The sequence below is a fragment of the Saccharopolyspora sp. NPDC045941 genome, from assembly GCF_056431445.1.
In genome coordinates, this window is record NZ_JBWKKU010000094.1 from 1 (window position 1) to 18,541 (window position 18,541).

Genomic DNA, 18,541 nt, shown 5'->3' on the forward strand with positions numbered 1-18,541 from the left:
AACGCTCGGCTGGGACACCCCAGCCGAGCGCTTGGCTAAACTCCTGACCGAAGCCAGTTGATCACTTGTGTTGCAACGACCCCTGGAATCCGCCCTCCGAGCAGGAGCGGGGCCTTCCGGGCGGTCTTCGCGGGAGGTCAGTGGTGGCCGACCACCTGGGCCTGGGTGTTGTCCTCCCAGTCCCCGACCTGGTTCTGGTTCGCGTTGTTGGTCTGCGTCGAGCCGGTGTTGGCGACCTGCTCCTTGCCGCCGATCTGGATCACGTTCGCGGGCGAAACGTTCGTGTTCGTCGGCTTGCTCACCTGGATCTCGTCCTGGTTCTGCACCTGCGTCGGCGAGCCGTCGTCCTTGACCAGCTGTGCCTGGGCGTTGCCGTCCCAGTCGCCTTCCTGGTTCTGGTCGGCGTTGTTGGTCTGGTTCGAGCCGGTGTTGGCGACCTGCTTGTGGCCGCCGATCTGGATCACGTTCGCGGGCGAAACGTTCGTGTTCGTCGGCTTGCTCACCTGGACTTCGTCCTGGTTCTGCTCCTGCGTGGGAGATCCATCGTGGTGACCGTCGGCCATCGCCACGGCCGTCGCTCCGAGCAGCAGCGGGAAGCTCACCGCGGCAACAGCCAGCACGCGCTTCGCAGTACGCATCAAGGCACTTCCTTCCATGAGAACCGGGACGTGCGGCGACGAGTTTCGCGCCGATCGATTCGGACGAGGCGAACCGGATCCAGCCCAATGCTCTCCCGGAGGCCTCGCACCGAATACCGTATCCGCCACTCCACAAAGGACGACAACTCGAAATCCAAGCACTCACCTCATTCGGTGATACCACTTTCAGGAAAACGGAGACACGAATCGGTGAGCTCAACAGCGATGGTTCTTTTCCCAGCTCAACGAGACACCGACAGCAGACCGAAGGCGCACTGCACCCTTTTTGGCGACACGTAGATCGCAAAGTTTGATCCACTCCCCGAGATCATTTTCAACGAGCCATTCGATCACGTCGAAATAGCACGATGCTGAATCCGGAAGCAACTTCACTTCGAGGCTTCGCCGAGTGAATTCGCCAATGATCGCAATCGCACGAACGGGCAATCGCGGCAGCCTTCCCGATTCATCCGACTCGCCCCGTCGCCCAGCCGCAGCCTCAGCAGCGACCGAAGCAGTGATCCTTCGATGTGTAGTATGTGTGCTACATGCAGAGCTACCACTGCTACGAAAGGCACTGGGGTTATGACAGTCGCGAATGAATCGGAGGCACCACCGCCGCCGGTGCGGTTACCGGACGAGGACACCGTGCTCGACGTCCGCGACCTGCGGATGCGCTACGGCACGACCGATGTCCTCAAGGGCGTCGACCTCACCGCGCGCCGTGGCGAGGTGGTCGCGCTGCTGGGGCCGAACGGGGCGGGCAAGACCACGACGATCGAGATCCTGGAGGGCTTCCGGATGCGCTCCGGCGGCGACGTCCAGGTGCTCGGCGCCGACCCAGCGCACGGCGACGAGCGCTGGCGGGCCCGGCTCGGTGTCGTGCTGCAGTCCTGGCGCGACCACAGCAAGTGGCGGGTCCGGGAACTGCTGGCGCACCTGGGGACCTACTACGCGCCGTACTCCACGGACCGGATCACCCGCCCTTGGGACGTCGACGAACTCGTCGCGGCGGTCGGCCTGTCCGAGCACGCGAACAAGCGGGCCGGGCAGCTCTCCGGTGGCCAGCGCCGCCGGCTCGACGTGGCGATCGGCATCGTCGGGCGCCCGGAGCTGCTGTTCCTGGACGAGCCCACGGTCGGCTTCGACCCGCAGGCCCGCCGCGAGTTCCACGACCTCGTGCACCGGCTCGCCGACGACGACAACACCGGCATCCTGCTCACCACCCACGACCTGGACGAGGCCGAGAAGCTGGCCGACCGCATCCTGATCCTGGCCGGCGGCCGGATCGTCGCCGACGGCTCCGCCGACGAGCTGTCCCGGCAGGTGGCCGCCGAGTCCGAGGTGAAGTGGACCCGGAACGGCCAGCGCTTCGTGCACCCGACCACCGACGCCACCCAGTTCGTCCGGGGCCTGTTCGCCCAGCACGGCGACGAGATCACCGAACTGGAGGTGCGCCGGGCGACCCTGGAGGACACCTACATGGCGATGGTGCGCGCCCACGAATCCGGTCGGGGCGAGAACGTCGCGCTGACCTTCTCCACGGAGAACAACGGCGGCACCGAGGAGGCGAACCGGTGAAGGCGACCGCAGCACGAGCCGGCCTGCAGCGCGGCTGGATCGAATTCCGCCAGACCCTGACCACCGCGCAGGACCTGTGGGGCTACCTGTTCCCCACCGTGATCCTGCTGGTCGTGATGTCGTTCCAGAGCGGGTCCACTGTGGCCGGTTTCTCGCTGGGCGCGATGACGCTGCCCGGGGCGCTCGGCATGGGCATCGGGTTCGCCGGGCTGATCAACATCGCCCAACTGCTGACCGTCGAGCGCGAGGACGGCACCCTGCTGCGCGCCAAGGCGACACCCGACGGGATGCTCGGCTACCTGATCGGCAAGATCACGCTGATCGGCTGCATGTCGCTGGTCAGCCTGCTGATCCTGCTGGTGCCCGGCCTGGTGATGTTCGACGGCCTCGCCACCGGCGTCGACACCTGGCTGACCCTCGCGTGGGTGCTGGTGCTGGGGCTGATCGCGACGATGCCGATCGGGGCGATCATCGGCTCGCTGTTCTCCAGCCCGCGGAGCCTGGGCATGGTCATGGTGCCGATGATGGGGCTGATCGCGATCTCCGGGATCTTCTACCCCATCACCGAGTACCCGGAGTGGCTGCAGTGGATCGCGCAGGCGTTCCCGATGTACTGGCTGGGGCTGGGCATGCGCTCGGCACTGCTGCCGGACGGGCTGGCGGCGGCCGAGATCGGCGAGTCCTGGCGACACCTGGAGACTGTCGGGGTGCTCGGCCTGTGGGCCGTGATCGGGCTGGTGGTGGCTCCTGTCCTGCTGCGCCGGATGGCGCGGCGCGAATCGGGGTCGAGCATGGCCGCGCGTCGCGAAAAGGCCATGCAGCGCGTGCGGTGACGCGGGCGGAGGAGACATGAGTAGCCCTTGTCAACCTCAGTCCTCCTCAACCGCACCCCAGGGGACCGTGACGCAAACCAGCCACAAGAAACCGCGAAACGGGAGATTCGTGCTGGACGCAACCACCACTGTGAATCGCGGAGAGGCGGACCAGTCATGAGCGAGACGATCTACAACCGCATCGCGATGTTGCGGGCCGAACGCGGCATCAGCCGCCGGCAGCTCTCCGAAGCGCTCGGCGTGCACTACCAGACGATCGGCTACCTGGAGCGCGGCGAGTACAGCCCGAGCCTGTACCTGGCGTTGCGCATCGCAGAGCACTTCGAGGTGCCGGTCGAAGTGGTGTTCTCCATCCACCCCTTCCCCCGCATCGGCACGGGAGAACGCTCCGCCTGAGCCGGCTCGTGAGTGCTGAGTCCGGTTCTTACCGGACCCAGCACTCACGACTCATTCAGGCGCCGAGCAGGGCCCGGCCCCGGGTCGCCAGCCAGGTTTCGAAGGTCATCAGGCCCGGGTGGCGGCGGCGCAGGGCCGGGATGTCCACCGTCATGTCGAGCTCGTTGATCGCCGTGTAGGCGCGGTGGAGGTCGGGGTTCTGCTCGCGCAGCGGCTCCAGCGGCAGCTCGACGTGGCGGAGCCGCCGACCGGTCGCGCGGGACAGCGCGTCCGCGATCTCGGGCGGTGTCAACGAATCCCCGGCGATCTCCACCTCCCGGCCGATGTAGTCGCCGGGATCCTCGAAGGCCAGCGCGGCGAACTCGCCGATGTCGTCGAGCGCGATCAGCGGCTGCGACACGTCGGCCCGGACCGCGCTCACCAGCTCGTCACCCGCGGCGGCCTGGCCGGGCATCATCGCCACGTAGTTCTCCATGAACGACACCGGCCGCAGCATCGTGGCCGGAATTCCCAGCTCGCGTATGTGCTCCTCGATCTCCCTCTTGTTCTCCAGAGTGACGACGCCGGTGCGCCGATCCGCGTTGACCGCCGAGGCGTAGACGAGGTGCTGCACGCCGGCGCCTTTCGCGGCGTCCGCGACGTTCTTGCCCCAGCGGCGTTCGTCCTCGTGGCTGATGCCCGGCGACAGCTCGGGCGTGACGAAGGTCGGCTGGACGCTGAAAACGCCGTGCACGCCCCGCATCGCGGCATCGAGCACTTCCTGGTCGTCCATGTCGCCTTGGACCAGTTCCGCGCCGGCCTCGGCCAGCCGCCGCGCGGCGGCTCCGGTGGCGTTGCGAGTGAGTGCTCGAACGCGCCAGCCGCGGGCGAGCAGCTTGGCGGCCGTGGCCCCGCCCTGCTGCCCGGTGGCTCCGACGACGAGCACGATTCCTTCTGGTTCGGACACTTCGGCCTCCGCATCTATGGGCACAACCGGAACGTGCGCCCCGCTTAAACAATACGGAACGTGCGCCCCGGTTGTCCACGAAAGCGGTAGGCTCGACCCGTGACGACCGAGAACGCCCCCGGAAAACGGCTGCGCGCGGACGCCCAGCGCAACCGCGAACGGGTCCTCGCCGCGGCCCAGGAGCTGTTCGCCGCCGAAGGCCTGGCCGTCCCGCTGGACGACATCGCCCGCCGCGCCGGCGTCGGCCCCGGCACCGTCTACCGCCACTTCCCCACCAAGGAAGCGCTTTTCGAGGCCGTCGTGGCGGAGCGGATCCGGGCGATGGTCGACGAAGCCCGCGACCAGGCGGAGTCCGGCGATCCCGGCAGCGCGTTCTTCGACTACTTCCAGCGCGTCATCGAGCACGCCGCGCTGAACAAGGACATCTGCGACGCACTGGAATCGACCGGGCAGCCACCGAAAACGGCCTGCCTCGAAACCGACTTCAACGACGCCATCGGCACCCTCCTGGAACGCGCGCAGCACGCGAGCGCGGTACGCGCGGACCTGACGACGGCGGAGCTGCGATCGCTGATCGTGGGGGGCCTGAACATGTACCGCCGAGCGGTCGCCGAACAACGCCCGGCCAGCGAACTGGCGGTCCTCTACGCAGGCCTCCGCCCGCTCGGCTGACCCCCGGGCTCGTGAGCACTTTGGAGCGCCACAGCGATCCGAACCGCTCACGACCCCGGCCGAATCTGGCCATCGGACAAGCGCAGGGCGCCTCCGAGCCAGCGGCTCGAAGGCGCCCTGCGCCTCGAAACTCTCCCGTCAGGACACCACGCGGGGGCGTTCCTCCGCGAAGTGGCAGGCCGACGGGTGGCTGCCCAGGCGGACCTCCAGCTCCGGGACCTGCTCCGCGCAGATGTCCTGCGCCTTCCAGCAGCGGGTGCGGAAGCGGCAGCCCGAAGGCGGGTTCGCCGGGCTCGGCACGTCGCCGGTCAGGCGGATCACCTCGCGCTTGCCGCGCAGCGTCGGGTCCGGCACCGGCACCGACGACAGCAGCGCCTGCGTGTACGGGTGCTGCGGGTGCTCGTAGATCTGCTCGTCGGAGCCGATCTCCACGACCTTGCCCAGGTACATCACCGCCACGCGGTCCGACAGGTGGCGGACCACGCCGAGGTCGTGGGCGATGAACACGTACGACAGCCCGAACTCCTGCTGCAGGTCGCCGAGCAGGTTCATCACCTGCGCCTGGATCGACACGTCCAGCGCCGACACCGGCTCGTCGCAGATGATCACCTTCGGCTTCAGCGCCAGCGCCCGCGCGATGCCGATGCGCTGCCGCTGACCGCCGGAGAACTGGTGCGGGTAGCGCTGGATGTGCTCCGGGTTGAGCCCGACCACCTCCAGCAGTTCCTGCACCTTCCGCCGCCGCTCACCCTTCGGCGCCACCTCGGGGTGGATCTCGAACGGCTCCCCGATGATGTCGCCGACGGTGCGCCGCGGGTTCAGCGAGGTGTACGGGTCCTGCAGCACGATCTGCAGATCGCGCCGCAGCTTGCGCAGCTCGGCGCCGTGCATCTTGAACATGTCGCGACCCTCGAACAGGGCGCTGCCGCTGGTCGGCTTCTCCAGCCGCATCAGCACCTGCGCCAGGGTCGACTTGCCGCAGCCGGACTCGCCCACCACGCCGAGGGTTTCGCCTCGGTTGAGGTCGAACGACACGCCGTCGACGGCACGCACGTGGCCGATCGTGCGCTTGAACAGCACGCCCTGGGTCACCGGGAAGTGCTTGACCAGGTCCCGCACCTGGAGGATCGGCTCAGCCACGGGTAATCAACTCCTCGGCGAAGTGGCAGGCACTGGCCCGCCCCAGGCCCAGCTGGTGGTAGGTCGGGACCTCCTGGCTGCAGCGTTCCACGGCGCGCGCGCAGCGCGGGTGGAACGGGCAGCCCGGGGGCACCGCGAGCAGGTTCGGCGGCAGCCCCTTGATGGTCTCCAGTTCCTGCCCCTTGAGGTCCAGGCGCGGGATCGACCGCATCAGGCCCTCGGTGTACGGGTGGCCCGGCTGCTTGTAGAGCGAGTACGCGTCCGCGCTCTCCACGATCCGGCCCGCGTACATCACCACGATCCGGTCCGCGACCTCGGCGACCACGCCCAGGTCGTGGGTGATCAGGATGAGGCCCATGCCGCGGTCCCGGCGCAGCTCGTCGAGCAGGTCCATGATCTGGGCCTGCACCGTGACGTCCAGCGCCGTGGTCGGCTCGTCGGCGATGAGCAGCTCCGGGTCCAGCGCCAGCGACATCGCGATCATCGCGCGCTGCCGCATGCCGCCGGAGAACTGGTGCGGGTACTCCTTCACGCGCTGCTTCGCGTTCGGGATCTTCACCTGGTCCAGCAGCTCGACGGCCCTGGCCATGGCGTCCTTGCGGGACATGCCGCGGCGGGTCCGCAGCTGCTCGGCGATCTGGAACCCGACGGTGTAGACCGGGTTCAGCGCGGACAGCGCGTCCTGGAAGATCATCGCCATCGACTCGCCGCGCAGCTCCCGCCGGCGGCGGTCCGACGCGGCGAGCAGGTCCTCGCCCTGGTACTTGATCGAGCCGCCGGTGATCGCGCCCGGCGGGATGTCCAGGATGCCCATGATGGTCTGCGCGGTGACGCTCTTGCCCGAGCCGGATTCGCCCAGCACCGCGAGGGTCTCACCGGCGTCGACGTGGTAGCTGACGCCGTTGAGGACCTTGGCGACGCCGTCCCGGGTGCGGAACTCCACGTGCAGGTCCTCGACCTCCAGCAGCCGCTCCGCCGGGGCCTTGTTGTCCACAGTAGACAAAGCGGTTTCTCCTACTTCTGCTTCGGGTCGAGCGCGTCGCGCACGGCGTCACCGAGCATCACGAACGCCAGCACCGTGACGACCAGGAACCCGGCCGGGAAGAACAGCAGGTGCGGCGCCGCCTGGATGTAGTTCCGCGACTCGGCGATCATCACGCCCCACGACACGACCGGGTCGCGCAACCCGATGCCCAGGAACGACAGCGTCGCCTCGGCACCGATGAAGCCGCCCAGCGCGATCGTGGAGTACACCAGGACCGGCGCGAGGCAGTTCGGCAGCATGTGCCGGAGGATGATCCGCGGCGCGCTGGCACCGAGCGCCCGAGCGGCCTTCACGTAGTCCTGCTGCTTCGCCGAGATCGCCGCCGACCGCATGATGCGCATCGAGATCGGCCACGACAGCACGGCGATCGTCAGCACCACCTGGGCGATGATCCGCGTCGAGCTGGGGATGGCCACCTCGGCGTTGAAGGTGGTCAGGATGACGATCGCGCCCAGCACGAACGGCAGGCCCAGGAAGATCTCGGAGAACCGGGACAGCAGGTTGTCCACCCAGCCGCCGAAGTAGCCGGCGATGATGCCGACGGCGCCGCCGAGCACCACGGTCAGCAGCGTGGCCAGCAGGCCCACCGCGATCGACGCACGGGTGCCGTAGACGGCGCGGGCGAAGATGTCCCGGCCGAGGTTGTCGTAGCCGAACCAGGCGTCCGCGGACGGGGTCTGCCGCACCTTGGCGAGGTCCTGGAAGGCCGGGTCGGCCGAGGTGAACAAGCTCGGGAACGCGGCGATGAACAGCAGCGCCAGGATGATCAGCGACGCCGCGAGGAACAGCGGGCGGCGCCGCAGGTCCAGCCACGCGTCGCCCCAGAGGCCGCGGGGCTTGCTGTTCTTGCCGCCGCTGGCGGCGGGCACCGGTTCGTCCGGCCCGACGGCCGGGCCGGTGACCAGACTGGAAGCGCTTTGGTCAGTCATATCGGATCCTCGGGTCGAGAACCGCGTAGAGGATGTCCACGAGCAGGTTCATCAGCAGGTAAACCAGCACCAGCAGGGTGACGATCCCGGTCACCGTGGCGCCTTCCTTGGTCAGGATCGACTTGAAGACCAGGCCGCCGATACCGCGGATGTTGAACACGCCCTCGGTGACGATCGCGCCACCCATCAGCGTGCCGAGGTCGGTCCCCAGGAAGGTGATCACCGGGATCAGCGAGTTCCGCAGCAGGTGCACGCCGACCACGCGCTTGGGCTCCAGGCCCTTGGCGACCGCGGTCCGGACGAAGTCCGCGTGGCGGTTCTCCATCATGCTGGTCCTGGTCAACCGCGCCACGTAGGCCATGGACAGCGAGCCGAGCACGAAGCCGGGCACGATCAGCTCACCGATGGACGGATTCGCGCTGACCGTCGGCTTGATGATGCCGAGTTCGCTGCCCAGGGTGATCTGCAGCACGAAACCGGTGACGAACACCGGCAGCGAGATCAGGAACAGGGTGGACACCAGGACCAGGTTGTCCAGGAAGCCGCGGCCGCGCAGGCCGGTCAGGATGCCGGCCGCCAGGCCGATGACACCCTCGATGATCAGCGCGACGACGGCGAGTTTGATGGTGGTCGGGTAGGCGTTCTGGATCAGCGTGCTGATCTCCACACCCGCGTAGGTTTCCCCGAAATCACCAGTGAGGAGCTTCCCCAGGTATTTGAAGTACTGGATGACCAGCGGATCGTCGAGGTTGTACTTCGCGTGCATCTCGGCGATGTAGGCGGGCGGGCAACCGCGGTCGCCGCACTTTCCCGCGAACGGGTCACCCGGAATCGCCCAGACGAGCAAGTAGATGATCAGAGTTGTCCCGATGAACACCGGGATCAGTTGCAGCAGCCGCCGCAACACGTAGCGACCCATTCGGGCCTCCTAATCACAGCCAATGCAGGGCCCGGCCCGCCGGATCACGGCGGGCCGGGCTCCGGCTCGGTTCTTACTTCAGGCGCACCGTGGTCAGGTCAAGCTCACGGTAAGCCTTGACCTCACCTTCAGCGATCCGCTCCGAGAAGCCGTACTGCACCGGCTGCGACCACAGCGGGACCAGCGGCAGGTCGTCGGCCAGCAGCTTCTCCGCATCGGCGTAGGCGGCGGTGGCCGCTTCGACGGTCGGGGCCGCGTTCGCCCTGTCGAGCGCCGCGTCGAACGCCGGGTTGCTGTACTTGTAGTCGTTGGACGACGCGTTCGTGCGATACAGCTGGGTCAGGAAGGTCTCGATGTTCGGGTAGTCGGCCTTCCAGCCGGTCCGGAACATGCCGGAGAACTTGAACGAGTTGGCCTTCTGCCGGAACTCGCCGAACGTCGGGACCGGGACGAACTGGGTCTCGATGCCGAGGTTCTGCTTGATGCTCGCGGCCACGGCCTGCGCCCACTCGTTGTGGCCGCCGTCGCCGTTGGTCTCGACGGTCAGCACGCCCTGGAAGCCACCCGCCTGCTGCAGGTACTGCTTGGCCTTCTCCGGGTTGAACTCGCAGGCCTCACCGCACTGGTTCGGGCGGTAGCCCTCGACGGCCGGGGTGGCGAAGCCGTCCATCGGGTCACGACCGCCGGCGAACACCTGCTGGGTGATCGTCTTGCGGTCGACCGACATCGAGATCGCCTTGCGCAGCAAGGGGTTCTTGAACTTCTCGTCGTAGATCGGGAAGCCCATCGTCTGGGTCAGCAGGCCCGGCTTCTGCTTCGCGCGCTCGCCGAGGTCCTGCTTCCACTTGTCGCCGACCAGCGCGGAGACCGGGATGGCCCGCAGGAAGTCCAGGTTGCCCGAGACCAGGTCCTGGTAGGCGCCGTCGAGCTGCTCGTAGACCTTGAACTTGGCGCCCTTGATGGTCGGCTTGTTCGTGCCCGCGTAGTTCTCGTACGCGGCGAGGTTGAGCTCCTGGTTCGGAACGCGGGACTCGAACTTGAACGGCCCGTTGCCGATCGGGTGGGCCTCGAAGGCCTTCGGGTCCTTGAAGAACGAGTCCGGGAGCGGCATGTAGGCGGAGTAGCCCAGCACCACCGGGAAGATCGTGAACGGCTGCTTCAGCTTGACCGTGAAGGTGTTGTCGTCGACGACCTTGAGACCGGCCAGCTCCTTGGCCGCCGGCGCCGGGGCCTGCTGCGGGCCGTCCTCGCCGTCCGGGTCTTCGGACTGCATCTGGTCGTAGCCGTCGATCAGCTCGAAGAAGCTGGCACCCTGGAGGCCGTTCGGACCGTATGCGTTGTAGTTCCAGGCGTCCACGAAGTTCTTGGCCTTGACCGGGGACCCGTCGTGGAACGTCCAGCCCGGCTTCAGCTTGATCGTGTAGTTCTGGTGGTCGGTGCTCTCGATCGAGTCCGCGACCTGGTTCTCCACCTTCAGATCACTGGCCCGGTACTCGACCAGACCGGTGAACATGGCGTTGACGATGAAGCCACCGTTTTCCTCGGTGGTGTTCGCCGGGACCAGAGGATTCTCCGGCTCACCCCAGTCGAGGGTGATGATGCCGTCCTCTCCGGAGCCGCTGCCGCCACCACCGCAAGCAGTGGCGAGCATCGCCACCGCCAGCGGGGCCGCGACCATTGCGGCCAAACGTCCCTTTCGCATGTAGGTCCTCCCGCTTCCACGCGTGCCCCAGCAGTGATTTCCGGGGTCATCACGCGCGGCGGATCATTCACCGCCGCGTCAGACGAGCGTAAACATAAGTGAGAACCCGTTCACGGCAATGCCCTGTCACAAAGCCGTCACTTTCTGAATCGGTATAGTCGATTCTTCACCCAAAAGGTGGAATGTAGTGTCCACATCCCGAGAACTAGCTGATAGACAGGGCTATACCGTCGAGAATGTCATGCTCACTGACAGTCATGGCGGAAATGCCCGCGCGCTCCGCCAATTCCTCCGCCAACACCTTCACGACCAGCGCACCTCCGCCGATCACGTCCACCCGTCCCGGATGCATGGCGCCGATCGCGGCGCGCTCGTCGTGCGACATCCCGAGCAGGTCCTCGGTGATTTGTTCGACTCTTTTCTGGGAAACATGGGAAAGATGAATTGCCGCCGGATCGTATTCGGGCAGTTCCTGCGCGATGGCGGACAAAGTGGTGACCGTGCCGGCCACCCCGACCCAGGTTCGCGCCCCCGAGCAGTCCACGGCGGCGAACGCGTCGTCGAGAATCTGCCGGGTCACCTTCTCGGCCTCCCGCACCTCCTCGTCGGTGGGCGGATCGCTGTGCAGGCAGCGCTCGGTCAGCCGCACGCAGCCGACGTCGGCGGAATGCGCCGCGGTGATGTCCGCGCGCACGCCGTCCCAGGTGCCCACGACCAGCTCGGTGGAGCCACCGCCGATGTCGGTCACCACGAACGGCCCGTCCTCCGGGTCGAGGTCGCCGACCGCGCCGGTGAACGACAGCCGCGCCTCCTCGTCGCCGGTGATCACCTCGGCGTCGACGCCGAGCGTTTCCCGCACCATGGCGAAGAAGTCCTCGCGGTTGGACGCGTCCCGGGTGGCCGAGGTGGCGACCATGCGGATCCGCTCGACGCCCTTGCGGACGGCGATCGCGGCGTAGTCGACCAGCGCCGCCCGGGTGCGCTCCAGCGCCTCGTCGGCCAGCCGCCCGGTGGCGTCCACGCCCTGCCCAAGCCGGACGATCTTCATCGCGCGGTAGATGTCGCGCAGGTCGCGCCGACCGTCGTCATGCACGGTCACGTCTGCCACCAGCAGGCGGATCGAATTGGTCCCGCAGTCGATAGCCGCCACTCGTGACATCCGCGTCCTCCTCGCTAGCCGGGGCCGCCCACCGCGCACCCACCGCTAACGCTACCGGCCGCGAAGCACGGCCCAGACAAACAGCGGCCACGAGTGATCCGGGCGCCACGGAGCCTGTTCGAGGTGGTGGCGCGGGGCGGCTCGCGCCGTCGGGTGGGACAAGTGAACGGCCTGTTCACCTCGCCTACCGGAACGAACGGGCCGTTCACTCCACACCGGTCCGCGAGGATGCGCCGCTGCTCGAAGGAGCTCGCGAGTTGCCTCGATCTCGTCCGAAGGACTCACAAGTCCCATGTCCGCGGAGCGCTACTGCGGCGGGGCGAAGCCGTCCGGGACGATGCAGGGTTCGAGCTGACCCGCCGTTCCCTGATCGACGTAGACGGTCTGGCCCGGCACCGCGCTGTGCGGATCGCTCGCGCCGGGGACCGCGCCCGGCGACGTGGCGAACCCGCCGTTGGCGAGAACCGTCGGATCGCAAGCCTTCGGCGCCTCGTCCGGCGTCGACGAGGGCGGGCTCGTCGGTTCCGGCGGCGGAGCCGCGGGCTGCTCCGCCGGAGGCGGCGGGCCCTGCGGGGCGCCGGGCGGCGTAGCTGGGTCGGCCGGAGGCTGCGGGCCGGGCTGGGACGAGGCGGGCGGCGGGCCCGGTTGAGCCCCGCTCGGCGGCGGGCCCGGCTGCGTCACGCTCGGCGGCGGGCCCGGCTGAGTCCCGCTCGGCGGCGGGCTGGGCTGCGTCACGCTCGGCGGCGGGCCCGGTTGAGCCCCGCTCGGCGGCGGGCCGGGCTGCGTCACGCTCGGCGGCGGACCAGGTGGTGTCGAGCTCGACGGCGGGCCGGGCTGGGGCGCCGTCGTCGGCGGGACGGGCTGCGTCGCGCCCGGCGGTGCCGGTTGGGGCGCGGGCAGGTGGCCCGGTTGCGCCGAGTTCGGCGGGGTCGCGACCGGCGGGTCGAGGTCCGGCGCGGACGGCCGCGCGATCTCCGGCGGCGTGATGCTGATCTGCGGCTCCGCGGGACGGGGTTCCGGCGCGGGCGGCGGCGGGCCGGTCGGCGCGGGCGCGGCAGGCGGCGCGGACGCCGGGGCCGGTGCTTGCGCGGGGGCCGGGGCCGCCGATCCCATCGCCAGCACCTGCGGGCCGTCCGGCAGGCGCTCGCCGTCGAGCACGTCGCCGACCTCCGGTGCCAGCTCCGACGGCGTCGGCGTCACGCCCTTCGCGTACGCCGCCGCCCAGATCAGCACCGTCCGCACGTAGCTGTCGGAGTGGTTGTAGCGGAACACCGCCGCCGCGAGGCTCTGCGGTTCGCGCAGGTCACCGCCGCCGCTGCAGAGGTAGCGCGCCGCCGCGAGGCTTGCGTCGTGGATGTTGTGCGGGCTGGCGACGCCGTCGTCGTTGCCGTCGACGGCGAACTTGTTCCACGTCGACGGGATGAACTGCATCGGCCCGACCGCCCGGTCCCACACCGGGTCGCCGTCGTAGCGGCCCGCGTCGGTGTCCGGGATCGCCGCGATGCCCAGCCCGCCGGACAGCCGCGGGCCGAGGACCGCCCGGACCGTCGTGCCGAGCACGTCGACGCTGCCGGAGCGCGCGTGGGCCGACTCGATCCGGCCGATCGACGCGAGCACGGACCAGTGCAGGCCGCAGCTGCGCTCCACCTGGCGAGCGGCCTTGACGTACGCGGCCAGCATCGGCTCCGGGATGCCCAGCGACCCGGTCGGCAGCTCCACCTGCTGTTCCGCCTCGGCGGCGAGCCGCTGCGGATCGGCCGCCCGCTCCAGCACCTCGGGGCTGAGCAGCGGGGCCTGCGGGAGGTTCCCGCTGACGCCCAGCTCGCTCGGGTCCGGGTCCCCCAGGACCGGATGTCGCGTCTCCGCCAGGAACGAACTCGACGCCGCCATCAACGTGGTCGGCACCAGCAGCACCGGAGCCAGGGCCGTCAGCGCGACCCACCTCCGCGCCCTCCGCCGCGCTGCGGCGCCGAGCCGCGGCACCGACTTCCACTCATGCTTGCCGTGGCGCTTGTTGCGAGCCGTCACTAGCTCCATCCCCAGACCGAACATCACCGGAAAAACCGAGACGGGTCCCTGGATACACCACCGGTTCGAGGAACGCCGGATGGCGGGCGGGCACATCACCCGTACGACTGGCGACGGCCCCGGCCAACCGGCCCATTGCTCCGTGCGGGCGGAAATGATCACCCGGACCCGTGCTGTCCGGAGGGGGTTTGCGCCTACTCTCCGAGCATGACGCTCATCGACGAGCCGACCGCGTTCACCACCCACCGCGTGGCCAACCAGCCGCCGCCGCTGGCCGGTTTCGACCCGCTCGCCTGCGACCCTGCCCTGGGCTCGGCGCTCACCCGCTACGCCGTCGGTGATCTCACCGCGCTGGCGCTGGAGGCGGGCTCGGCCGAGGCGCGCGAGCACGGTCGGCTGGCCAACGAGCACCCGCCGGTGCTGCGCACCCACGACCGCTACGGCAACCGGGTCGACGAGGTCGACTTCCACCCGTCCTGGCACTGGCTGATGTCGCGCGCGATCGACCACGGCCTGCACGCGGCTCCGTGGTCGCTGGGACCGGGCGCGCACCTGCGCCGCGCGGCGGGTTTCTACCTCTGGTCGCAGGTCGAGGCCGGGCACGGCTGCCCGATCTCCATGACGTACTCCGCCGTGCCCGCGCTGCGGTACGCGCCGGCGCTGGCCGGCGAGTACGAGCCGAAGCTGGCGGCTTCCGCCTACGAGTTCGGGCTGCGCCCGCCGCAGGAGAAGTCGGCGCTGCTGGCGGGCATGTCGATGACGGAGAAGCAGGGCGGCTCGGACGTGCGGGCCAACACCACCACCGCCGAGCCCCTCGCGGACGGCACCTACCGGCTCGTCGGGCACAAGTGGTTCACCTCGGCGCCGATGAACGACCTGTTCCTGACCCTGGCGCAGGCGCCCGGCGGGCTGAGCTGCTTCCTGGTCCCCCGGGTGCTGCCGGATGGCACTCGCAACGAGATCCGCCTGCAACGGATGAAGGACAAGCTGGGCAACAAGTCCAACGCATCGGCCGAGATCGAGTACGCGGGCGCGCTGGGCCACCTGATCGGCGAGGAAGGGCGCGGGGTCCGCTGCATCATCGAGATGGTGTCGATGACCAGGCTCGACTGCGTGCTCGGCTCGGCGGCGAACGTCCGGATCGCCCTGTCGGAGGCGGTCCACCACGTGCGGCACCGGAGCGCGTTCGGCCACCGGCTCGCGGACCAGCCGCTGATGCAGAACGTGGTGGCGGACCTGGCGCTGGAATCGGAAGCGGCGACGACGCTGGCGATGCGCCTGGCGGCGGCGGTCGAGCAGGGCGAAAACGACCTGCTGCGCCTGGCGCTACCGGCGGCGAAGTACTACGTCTGCAAACGAGCCCCGGCGGTGGTGGCGGAAGCGCTGGAATGCCTGGGCGGCAACGGCTACGTCGAAGAATCGGGAATGCCGCGCCTGTACCGGGAAGCCCCGCTGAGCTCGATCTGGGAAGGCTCGGGCAACGTGACGGCCCTGGACCTCCTACGAGCCCTGGAAAAACAACCGTCCACACTGGACGCAGTCCTCGCGGAGCTCGAAGCCGCCTCCGGCGGCCACGCCGACTACGACGCTGCGCTGCGCACGCTCCGCGGCGAGCTCGCCGCGCCGGCGCCCGAACGGGCGCGCGGCCTCGCGGAGCTCCTGTCGCTGACGCTCCAGGCGTCGCTGCTCCTGCGCTACGCGCCGTCGCACGTCGCGGAAGCGTTCGCCGCTACGCGGCTCGGCGCCGCGGGGCGCACCTTCGGTGCGACGTCGATCCCGGGCGCCCGCGCCCTCCTCGACCGGATCGCTCCGATGCGGTGACACTCCAAGTTCCATTCAAATCGAAGGTTCGATTTCAATGGAACTTGCGGATCATCGGCGTGTCGCACCCCGACACGCCGACGCCTGTGGACAACTACCCGCAATTTCAATGGAAATCGAACCTCTGATTTCCATTGAAATTGCGGACCTCCGAGCCGCCGGGCCGGACCTCCGAGCCGTTGCGCCGGGCCGAGCCCCCGGGCCTTCGGACCTCCGGGCCTCCGGGCCTCCGGGCCTCCGGGCCTCCGGGCCTCCGGGCCTCCGGGCCTCCGAGCCGATGCTCCGGGCCGGACCGCCGGACCTACGGGCCGCCCGCCCTCCGGGCCTCCGGAGCGGGCCTCCGGGCCGATGCTCCGGGGCGGGTCAGCGGTTGAGCAGGTAGCGGTGTTCGGGCCAGCGTTCGGCGATCAGGTCGACCGCCTCGTCGCCGAACGGGTTCACCCCGGGGCCCTTCGCCAGGGCGTGGGCGATGTGCACGTGGAGGCACTTGACCCGGTCCGGCATGCCGCCCGCGCTGACCTCGGTGCCCAGCGATTCGAGCGCGTTGCGCTCCGCGAGGTAGGACTCGTGCGCCTGGCGGTAGCGCTCCGCCAGGTCCGGGTCGGCGGTGAGCCGGTCGGCCATCTCCCGCATCAGGCCTTCGGCCTCGAAGGTGGAGGCGTGCGACACCAGCTGCGGCGCGGTCAGGTAGTACAGCGTCGGGAACGGGGTGCCGTCCTCCAGCCGGGGCCAGGTCTGCACCACCGTGGGATCTCCGGCCGTGTCCCGCGCCGCGATCGCGTGCAGCCCGCGCGGCGGTCGACCGAGCTGCCGCCGGATGCACTCCCGATCCGCATCGCTGATCGCCGGCACGCCCGAGTTCACCGTCAAGATCCCTTTCCCATCACCGAATTCCAGAGTTCTTCGTACCACGGCAGGCCGTCGTCGGAGGACGTGACCGGGGGCGGCGGGGGCGGCGCGGCCGGCACCTCCACGATGTACGGCGTCTCGCCCGGCCGGACGTAGCCCAGCCGGGCCCGCGCCTCCGCTTCCAGCTGCGCCGGGTCGGAGAGCTCCTGCTTGCGCTGCTCCAGCTCCTGGACCTGCCGGGACAACTCGATCTGCTGCTGTTCCTGCGCCGCCAGCTCGTTGCGCTGGCTCAGGTAGGTGCGCAGCGGCACCGACACGCTCAGCGCCATCACGCAGACCAGCATCGCCAGGCCGGCGGCCCGCCTGGTCGAGGAGAGCTTGAACGCTCCCCCGGTGCTGGACTTCGGGCGGGACCGGGTCGGCGTCGGCCGCCCCGGTCTCCGGCCCGAGTTCTTGGTCCCGTCCCGGCGGGCGCGCTCACTGCGGCGCTCCGCCGGGGAGTCCCCCCGGCGGTTTCGCCGCTGTGGATCGGACGCGCGCCCGACCGGCATGGCTCAGCTCTCCGGGGTGAACCGCGGGAAGGCCAGCTCGCCCGCGTAGCGGGCCGCGTCACCGAGGGCTTCCTCGATGCGCAGCAGCTGGTTGTACTTGGCGACGCGCTCGCTGCGGGCCGGGGCACCGGTCTTGATCTGGCCGCAGCCGGTGGCCACCGCCAGGTCGGCGATGGTGGTGTCCTCGGTCTCGCCGGAGCGGTGGCTCATCATGCTCTTGTAGCCGCACGAGGTGGCCAGGCTGACCGCGTCCAGGGTCTCCGACAGCGTGCCGATCTGGTTGACCTTGACCAGCAGCGCGTTCGCCGCGCCCCGGCTGATGCCGTCCTCCAGGCGCTCCGGGTTGGTGACGAACAGGTCGTCGCCGACCAGCTGCACCTGGTCGCCGACCTGCTCGGTCAGGCTCACCCAGCCGTCCCAGTCGTCCTCGGCCAGCGGGTCCTCGATGGACACCAGCGGGTAGGCGCCGAGCAGTTCCTGGTAGTACGCCGCCATCTGCTCGGCGGTGCGCTTGGAGCCCTCGAAGTTGTAGGTGCCCTCGGTGAAGAACTCGGTCGCGGCGACGTCCAGGGCCAGCACGATGTCGCGGCCCAGCTTGTAGCCGGCCTTCTCCACCGCCGAGGCGATCAGGTCCAGCGCCTCGCGGTTGTTCGGCAGGTCCGGGGCGAAGCCGCCCTCGTCGCCCAGGCCGGTGGCCAGGCCCTTGGCCTTCAGCACCGACTTCAGCGCGTGGTAGGTCTCGGCGCCCCAGCGCAGCGCCTCGGAGAAGGTGTCCGCGCCGATCGGCGCGATCATGAACTCCTGGATGTCGACGCCGGTGTCGGCGTGCGCACCACCGTTGAGGATGTTCATCATCGGCACCGGCAGCACGTGCGCGTTCGGGCCGCCGACGTAGCGGAACAGCTCCAGACCGGAGGTCTCCGCGGCGGCCTTGGCCACCGCCAGCGAGACGCCGAGGATAGCGTTGGCGCCCAGCCGGGACTTGTCCGGCGTGCCGTCCAGGTCGACCAGCTTCTGGTCGACGACGCGCTGCTCGGTGGCGTCCAGCCCGGCCAGCTCCGGGCCGATCTCGTCCAGCACCGCCGCGACTGCGTTCTCAACGCCCTTGCCGCCGTAGCGGCCGGCGTCGCCGTCGCGCAGCTCGACGGCCTCGTGCTCGCCGGTCGAGGCACCCGAGGGGACCGCAGCGCGGGTCAGCGTGCCGTCCTCCAATGCCACTTCGACCTCGACGGTGGGATTCCCGCGGGAGTCCAGGATCTCGCGGGCGCCTACCTGCTCGATGATCGCCACGTGTGCTCCTAACCAGCCTTTGAACTATGGACGAAGCGGGCC

General features: G+C 69.4%; 17 protein-coding genes. 5 read left to right on the forward strand and 12 right to left on the reverse strand.

Annotated features, from left to right (window positions below):
* Positions 1-137: 137 nt before the first annotated feature.
* Positions 138-638, reverse strand: coding sequence for a hypothetical protein (locus AC07FN_RS42020; RefSeq protein ID WP_478400703.1), 501 nt, complete (start codon positions 636-638; stop codon positions 138-140).
* Positions 639-1,310: 672 nt separating this feature from the next.
* Here AC07FN_RS42020 and AC07FN_RS42025 point away from each other — a divergent pair.
* From AC07FN_RS42025 to AC07FN_RS42035, 3 genes are all read left to right on the forward strand, one after another.
* Positions 1,311-2,219, forward strand: a complete 909-nt coding sequence (locus AC07FN_RS42025) for an ABC transporter ATP-binding protein (protein ID WP_478400724.1) — start codon at positions 1,311-1,313, stop codon at positions 2,217-2,219.
* Complete coding sequence (locus AC07FN_RS42030; protein WP_478400704.1) at positions 2,216-3,052, forward strand: ABC transporter permease; 837 nt, start codon at positions 2,216-2,218, stop codon at positions 3,050-3,052. Before AC07FN_RS42025 ends, AC07FN_RS42030 begins: the two co-directional genes overlap by 4 nt.
* A gap of 156 nt (positions 3,053-3,208) precedes the next feature.
* On the forward strand, positions 3,209-3,448 hold the full coding sequence (locus AC07FN_RS42035) for a helix-turn-helix transcriptional regulator (protein WP_478400705.1): 240 nt from the start codon (positions 3,209-3,211) through the stop codon (positions 3,446-3,448).
* Between the two features lie 55 nt (positions 3,449-3,503).
* Here the strand turns inward: AC07FN_RS42035 and AC07FN_RS42040 are convergent, their stop codons facing one another.
* Complete coding sequence (locus AC07FN_RS42040) at positions 3,504-4,394, reverse strand: NmrA/HSCARG family protein (RefSeq protein ID WP_478400706.1); 891 nt, start codon at positions 4,392-4,394, stop codon at positions 3,504-3,506.
* Between the two features lie 99 nt (positions 4,395-4,493).
* Between AC07FN_RS42040 and AC07FN_RS42045 the strand changes: the two genes are divergently transcribed.
* Complete coding sequence (locus AC07FN_RS42045) at positions 4,494-5,066, forward strand: TetR/AcrR family transcriptional regulator (RefSeq protein ID WP_478400707.1); 573 nt, start codon at positions 4,494-4,496, stop codon at positions 5,064-5,066.
* Positions 5,067-5,204: 138 nt separating this feature from the next.
* On the opposite strand, the gene AC07FN_RS42050 is transcribed toward AC07FN_RS42045, so the two are convergent.
* From AC07FN_RS42050 to AC07FN_RS42080, 7 genes are all read right to left on the reverse strand, one after another.
* A complete protein-coding gene (locus tag AC07FN_RS42050; RefSeq protein WP_478400708.1) occupies positions 5,205-6,206 on the reverse strand; it encodes an ABC transporter ATP-binding protein in 1,002 nt (333 codons plus the stop codon).
* Positions 6,199-7,209 carry an ABC transporter ATP-binding protein gene (locus AC07FN_RS42055; RefSeq protein WP_478400709.1) on the reverse strand — a complete coding sequence of 337 codons (1,011 nt, stop codon included), beginning with the start codon at positions 7,207-7,209 and terminating at the stop codon, positions 6,199-6,201. The genes AC07FN_RS42050 and AC07FN_RS42055 overlap by 8 nt, the downstream gene beginning before the upstream one ends.
* An 11-nt stretch (positions 7,210-7,220) precedes the next feature.
* The gene (locus AC07FN_RS42060) at positions 7,221-8,180 is read right to left on the reverse strand and encodes an ABC transporter permease (protein ID WP_478400710.1); all 960 of its coding nucleotides are present in this window, start codon (positions 8,178-8,180) and stop codon (positions 7,221-7,223) included.
* Complete coding sequence (locus tag AC07FN_RS42065) at positions 8,173-9,099, reverse strand: ABC transporter permease (RefSeq protein ID WP_452614662.1); 927 nt, start codon at positions 9,097-9,099, stop codon at positions 8,173-8,175. Before AC07FN_RS42065 ends, AC07FN_RS42060 begins: the two co-directional genes overlap by 8 nt.
* Positions 9,100-9,172: 73 nt before the next feature.
* Positions 9,173-10,801 carry a peptide ABC transporter substrate-binding protein gene (locus tag AC07FN_RS42070; protein WP_478400711.1) on the reverse strand — a complete coding sequence of 543 codons (1,629 nt, stop codon included), beginning with the start codon at positions 10,799-10,801 and terminating at the stop codon, positions 9,173-9,175.
* Positions 10,802-11,006: 205 nt separating this feature from the next.
* The gene (locus AC07FN_RS42075; RefSeq protein ID WP_478400712.1) at positions 11,007-11,960 is read right to left on the reverse strand and encodes a Ppx/GppA phosphatase family protein; all 954 of its coding nucleotides are present in this window, start codon (positions 11,958-11,960) and stop codon (positions 11,007-11,009) included.
* A gap of 306 nt (positions 11,961-12,266) precedes the next feature.
* A complete protein-coding gene (locus tag AC07FN_RS42080; RefSeq protein WP_478400713.1) occupies positions 12,267-13,997 on the reverse strand; it encodes a lytic transglycosylase domain-containing protein in 1,731 nt (576 codons plus the stop codon).
* A gap of 198 nt (positions 13,998-14,195) precedes the next feature.
* Between AC07FN_RS42080 and AC07FN_RS42085 the strand changes: the two genes are divergently transcribed.
* Positions 14,196-15,809, forward strand: a complete 1,614-nt coding sequence (locus AC07FN_RS42085) for an acyl-CoA dehydrogenase family protein (RefSeq protein ID WP_478400714.1) — start codon at positions 14,196-14,198, stop codon at positions 15,807-15,809.
* Positions 15,810-16,172: 363 nt separating this feature from the next.
* Here AC07FN_RS42085 and AC07FN_RS42090 read toward each other — a convergent pair whose 3' ends face one another.
* The 3 genes from AC07FN_RS42090 to eno are packed head-to-tail and all read right to left on the reverse strand — an operon-like array spanning position 16,173 to position 18,499.
* Positions 16,173-16,673 carry a DUF501 domain-containing protein gene (locus AC07FN_RS42090; protein WP_478400725.1) on the reverse strand — a complete coding sequence of 167 codons (501 nt, stop codon included), beginning with the start codon at positions 16,671-16,673 and terminating at the stop codon, positions 16,173-16,175.
* A 2-nt stretch (positions 16,674-16,675) separates the two neighbouring features.
* On the reverse strand, positions 16,676-17,209 hold the full coding sequence (locus AC07FN_RS42095; RefSeq protein ID WP_478400715.1) for an FtsB family cell division protein: 534 nt from the start codon (positions 17,207-17,209) through the stop codon (positions 16,676-16,678).
* A 3-nt stretch (positions 17,210-17,212) separates the two neighbouring features.
* On the reverse strand, positions 17,213-18,499 hold the full coding sequence (gene eno / locus AC07FN_RS42100; RefSeq protein WP_478400716.1) for a phosphopyruvate hydratase: 1,287 nt from the start codon (positions 18,497-18,499) through the stop codon (positions 17,213-17,215).
* Positions 18,500-18,541: the final 42 nt, after the last annotated feature.